This window comes from Ruminococcus sp. CAG:330 (genome assembly GCF_000437175.1).
Taxonomy (GTDB): domain Bacteria; phylum Bacillota; class Clostridia; order Oscillospirales; family Ruminococcaceae; genus Ruminococcus_C.
The window spans coordinates 20540-25248 of the sequence record NZ_FR898067.1 but is presented as its reverse complement, the minus strand read 5'-3'; the positions used below and the strand labels follow the sequence as shown (position 1 = coordinate 25248).

Annotated in this window: 4 protein-coding genes; all 4 read right to left on the bottom strand. The window is 33.5% G+C overall.

The genetic code is table 11. The features are described from left to right. Nucleotides 1-439 precede the first annotated feature (439 nt). Nucleotides 440-790 (bottom strand): hypothetical protein, encoded by a 351-nt coding sequence (locus tag QZL66_RS08195; protein ID WP_022411239.1) that lies wholly within the window; start codon nucleotides 788-790, stop codon nucleotides 440-442. Nucleotide 791: 1 nt separating this feature from the next. Next, on the bottom strand, nucleotides 792-1877 hold the full coding sequence (locus tag QZL66_RS08190) for a radical SAM/SPASM domain-containing protein (RefSeq protein WP_022411238.1): 1086 nt from the start codon (nucleotides 1875-1877) through the stop codon (nucleotides 792-794). Beyond that, complete coding sequence (locus QZL66_RS08185; protein ID WP_022411237.1) at nucleotides 1877-3301, bottom strand: B12-binding domain-containing radical SAM protein; 1425 nt, start codon at nucleotides 3299-3301, stop codon at nucleotides 1877-1879. The genes QZL66_RS08190 and QZL66_RS08185 overlap by 1 nt, the downstream gene beginning before the upstream one ends. Then, a partial coding sequence (locus QZL66_RS08180; protein WP_293602031.1) for a B12-binding domain-containing radical SAM protein occupies nucleotides 3298-4709 on the bottom strand: 1412 nt, incomplete at its 5' end. The genes QZL66_RS08180 and QZL66_RS08185, both read right to left, overlap by 4 nt.

The window sequence follows — 4709 nt, the reverse complement described above, 5'->3', positions numbered from 1 at the left end:
ACACGTGTATACGCTTGTGAAGACAGGTTCTTATACTTTATTGTGTGATTATGTGCGCAAAATTCGATAATACAGAAATCATTATTACAGTCACGCAAAAATGATATTTATATTATAAATATAACATATATTTTCGACAATGTCAATATATTTTTGTCAATAATTTTAGCTACGACTAATATAAGATAACTGCGCCTATTTGAAGGAAAGAACGAGTCTGCGGACAAAAAGTTGGACACGAAAATTCATCGCATTTAGGCTATTTTGCCTGTAAAAATAACAATTGTACATTATCGTCTTTCAAGATTACGCAATGGAGAGCACTTGGAGGTGAAGATTATTTTTCAAACTTTGCATACTTCCCTGATTCCAATCTAATCGTTCATTTATCGGAAACTAAGCAGAGTATGATATCATCAGTTAACACCCTCTTGCATTTTTATCGCACTGTCATAATACCTTTCATTCCGTCGCTTCTGTTATGATCATTATAAATTAATTCGATTTCATCACTTGTACATGCATATAAAATTTTGATTTCAGAATCACCTTTAATAAAATCAACAGAACTAATTATGGCATTAGCGCGTTTCACATTGCTACTTCCAACCCATACATCAATTCCTGCACCATCGGAAGAGACTGTTCCTTTTAAGAAACCATAATCCAATGGATAAATATAATCTGAATATTTTGGATGTGCGCTTCCTTTCGGTCTATCTATTTCGATATCATATTTTTCAAATAGTTTATCCATCATTTCCCAAAATTCATTATCATATTTATTCATATTAATCTCCCTTCGGTCTAAAGAAAATGGTTGGCAAATATCCATCATGAACAGATACAAAATCTGAAGCTGTTATTTCTATTGGCTGATTATTTCTCGCATGAAATACTCCAGGACAATATGGATCTTTTTTTTCTAGTGTTCCATACCATAAGTATCTTCTATCATAAACTCCACCAGCACATGAATTTTCGTAAGCACATCCCTTACATTCACTCGGTATGGTTTTTACAATCAAATTTGTCAACATGTTACTCTTTTCAATTTTATCAAGAACATTAGGCTCTGTGATATTTGCTACAATATAATTCTCATCAATGAGATATGTGCTAGGAGTAATGCTTCCATCTGCAAGTATTCTAATACTACGATCTCCTGATGGATCGGCAACAGTTTCATTCGTTAAGAAGGAAGAAAATAGTGCATCATTCATTGAAATAATGTGATGTTGCTTAGCAATATAATTTAACGCATCAACAAATGTCTCGTACGAGATAATAAACTGTTTTGAAAGATCATTTACCCCTTCTGTCGGCCTATACATGTTCATACGAAGTATGGCACCGTATTCCTTGGCAATACTAAAGAGTCCATCAATATTCTCACGAGAAACATTTTTCTCACTTCCAAGAAAAACGATTGTTGTAGGCTTCTTATATTTTTCACACAGAGCTAATGTATCGATTGCCCATCCATATGCTTTTGGTTGCCCTCTAAATTCCGCATGCTTTTTAGCATCACAAAAATCTAACGATACATCAACCTCATCTATACCTTCAATAAAAGCATTTAAGCATTTTTCATCCTTGACCGCTTCTGCAAGATGTCCATTTGTAGTTAGTGCCTGTCGTATTTCAGGATAATGATTCCTAATATAGGCCACCAAATCAAACCATGATTCATCTAATGTATTCTCACCAGTCCCATAATTTATCGAATTAATCTTTTCATGATTCTCATCGATAAATCTGACCCAATCAGCATAGCCAAGATCTTTACTATTCTTTCTTCTATATTTACTATAGCAGAATTGGCAATTCATATTACAATGAGAGATTGTCCCCCATCCAATATTCCATTTTCTCATTATTGAACACCATCCATTTCTTTTCTTATTTCCTCTATTTCTCTTATGGCATAAGCTTCCCAATCTTCATTTGCAAGAATTCGTTCCGCTACATTTTGATGATGACTACCAATTTTCTTGTTGAAAGCTAAGCCACGCTTATTAACTTCAATTTGAATATCTTTAACCAATTCAGTGTACTTTTGAAAAGCTTGATAAAGCCGTTCAGTATCTTCATGCATAAACCGATACTCATAATTTAGGTAGTTGCCTACAAGTAAGTTATTTTTCTCGACTAGTTTGGCAATCGGGGTCCCTGTAATTACATATAATTTTTTTGTCAATTTACCCAAATCGTAATGATGTAAATGGTTAAAAAGAAAATCTAAGTTTTTTCTAATGGTATCTTTTGTCGCAAATGGGTCAAAAGTAATCAATCCCGGAATCAAATTTATACCTCTATCAACAATATTTTTAGCAGCAATAAAGTTCTCCTCTAAAGATTGTTGCTTATTATAACGTTTTAGTTGTTCAGCATCAGCTGATTCGAAACCAATTCCTAATTGCTCAAGACCTGCATCAACAAGATAATCTAATATTCTTCCATTAGTAGCAGCTCTAACTGAAATCGAACCTGAAAAAGTAATACTAAACGGAAGCTGCTTTATTGCATCATGAAATTCTTTTGCTCTTACTTCGGCTCCATCAATAGGTCCCAACATATCATCATCTGTTAATGAAAACCTAGTTACTCCGTATGTATCATGAATTTTTATAATCTCGGAAGTGACTATTCCTAACGGGAGAGGCTTCCACTTGCCTTTAATAATATTTACACATGACAGACTACAAAAAGTACAGCATGCGTGCGGACACCCTCTACTGGTTTCAAGACGATATGTTTTTCGCCCAGCTTCTCTCAAAGGACTGCAATAATTGTCTGGCCAAGAATCAGTTTCTCGCACTTGATTCTTTGTAAGTTTTGCTTGAGATAAAAAATTCTCTCGTGTAACAATTCCAATAATATCTTGATTTGGATTGTCCAACCACAATGGAAACACGTTTTCAGCATCCACGTAACAAACATAGTCTACATCCCAATCATTGTCATAAATGTACTTCCACGATAACTTGGCGAACCAACCACCAATAAAAATGATACCCTTATAACCTTCTGCTCTTAAACGTTTAACAAATTCATGTGTAAGACGAGCGGAAGTTTGCATTACAGAGATCATTACCACATCAAAACTATTTGTCATAATATCTGTTATCATATCTGCCAAACAGTTTTTATCACATTTAGTTACTTCAACATTATACTTCAGTAAAAGGGCATGAATAATATTTACACCGATATATTCATCTTCTATGTAATCCCATTTTTCAGAAAATTTTGTGTATTCTTGCTCACAAAATGGCATATTTATCAAATATGTCTTCACTTTGTTTCCTCCATACATTTTCTTACATATTTTTCTCCGTCTTGCTCCAAGCGGTTCTCTTTGCACATCATAACAAGATCCTTTAGCATTTCTACGTCCTGCTCAAGCATTTTTTTATAATGCTCATATATGTGCTCGTTACCAACAATACCATTGGCCATCAATATATCTGCGTCAGCATAATACTCTTTCATATTATGGTTACACCAGATATCAAATATCTTTCGAATTCTTAAAATTTCCTTATTTTTATACCTGCATTCAATATATGGAAAACCTTGTCTATCGCACAGCCCGAGTTCAACAAACTTATCAACAATCGGATCTGTTGTTCTAATCCATAAATGAGAATTTATTCTATGAAATAAAGACTCATGCATGTGTTTCTCAACAAATAAACAGTTTTCTAAAACCCCATCAATATCTATGATTGGATTAAACATAATGAAATTGACCAAACACGTAATGCTATTATCCGATAAATACTTAATAGCCCTATCACTATATGAAATGCCGATTCCTTTATTAAATAATCTCAATGAATCTTCGTGAGCACTTTCAGCTCCAATACCGATAACAGTTGCCCCGAGTTCTTTAAGTTTTTTAGCTCGATATTCAGTAATATCATTAGGACGTGCAGATAATCTAAATGATATTTCTAAATCTGATAATTCATTAACTAATTCATCTAAAAAATCATCTGACTTGTCTCTGAAGAAATTATCGTCAACAATTTTTAATGAAGATATATTATAATCATCAACCAATCTATGTATTTCAGCTGAAACAGATTGAGAACTTCTAAATGTTTGCTTTATACAATCATTTAATTTATAAAATGAAGATATACTGCAAAAGCTACATTCACCATAGCATCCCCTGCTAGTTGTAATTGCAAATGGTTGTCCTTCAAGTTCATTAGGTGTAAGATATCTTGCCTGAAATGGCAAAACATCCAAATTTTTAATCCTTTCTCGTTTTATGAACTTATCTTCGAGTCCCCTTCTATATACTCCCGCGACATTAACATTAAAAGGATTTATCAGCATCTCATAAAGAGATATTTCACCCTCTCCAACAATAATTGCATCTAACCATCCATATGTTCTTAATAGGTATTCTTTATTAAGAGAAGCATAATGTCCTCCTGCAAATACGATTGCAGATGGGCTGATTCTCTTTATGTATTCGCCTACAATTATGAAATTCTCATGGCTTGTCACAAAAGGCGATATCCCAATATAACAATTATCATCCTGTTTTAACCACTCCATTATATAGCTTAAGCATTCTGTTATAGATAACCTTTTAGCATAAGCATCTAATATATCAGTGCATATATCACGTGCTTCTAAATAAGCCTTTAGAAATGCTAGTCCACAATGCTCTTCGGGCTTTCTTACCGATT

What these genes read in the sequence shown, in the direction of transcription:
- QZL66_RS08195 (WP_022411239.1), bottom strand. Translation starts at nt 790, where the DNA reads ATGAATAAATATGATAATGAATTTTGGGAAATGATGGATAAACTATTT.
- QZL66_RS08190 (WP_022411238.1), bottom strand. Translation starts at nt 1,877, where the DNA reads ATGAGAAAATGGAATATTGGATGGGGGACAATCTCTCATTGTAATATG.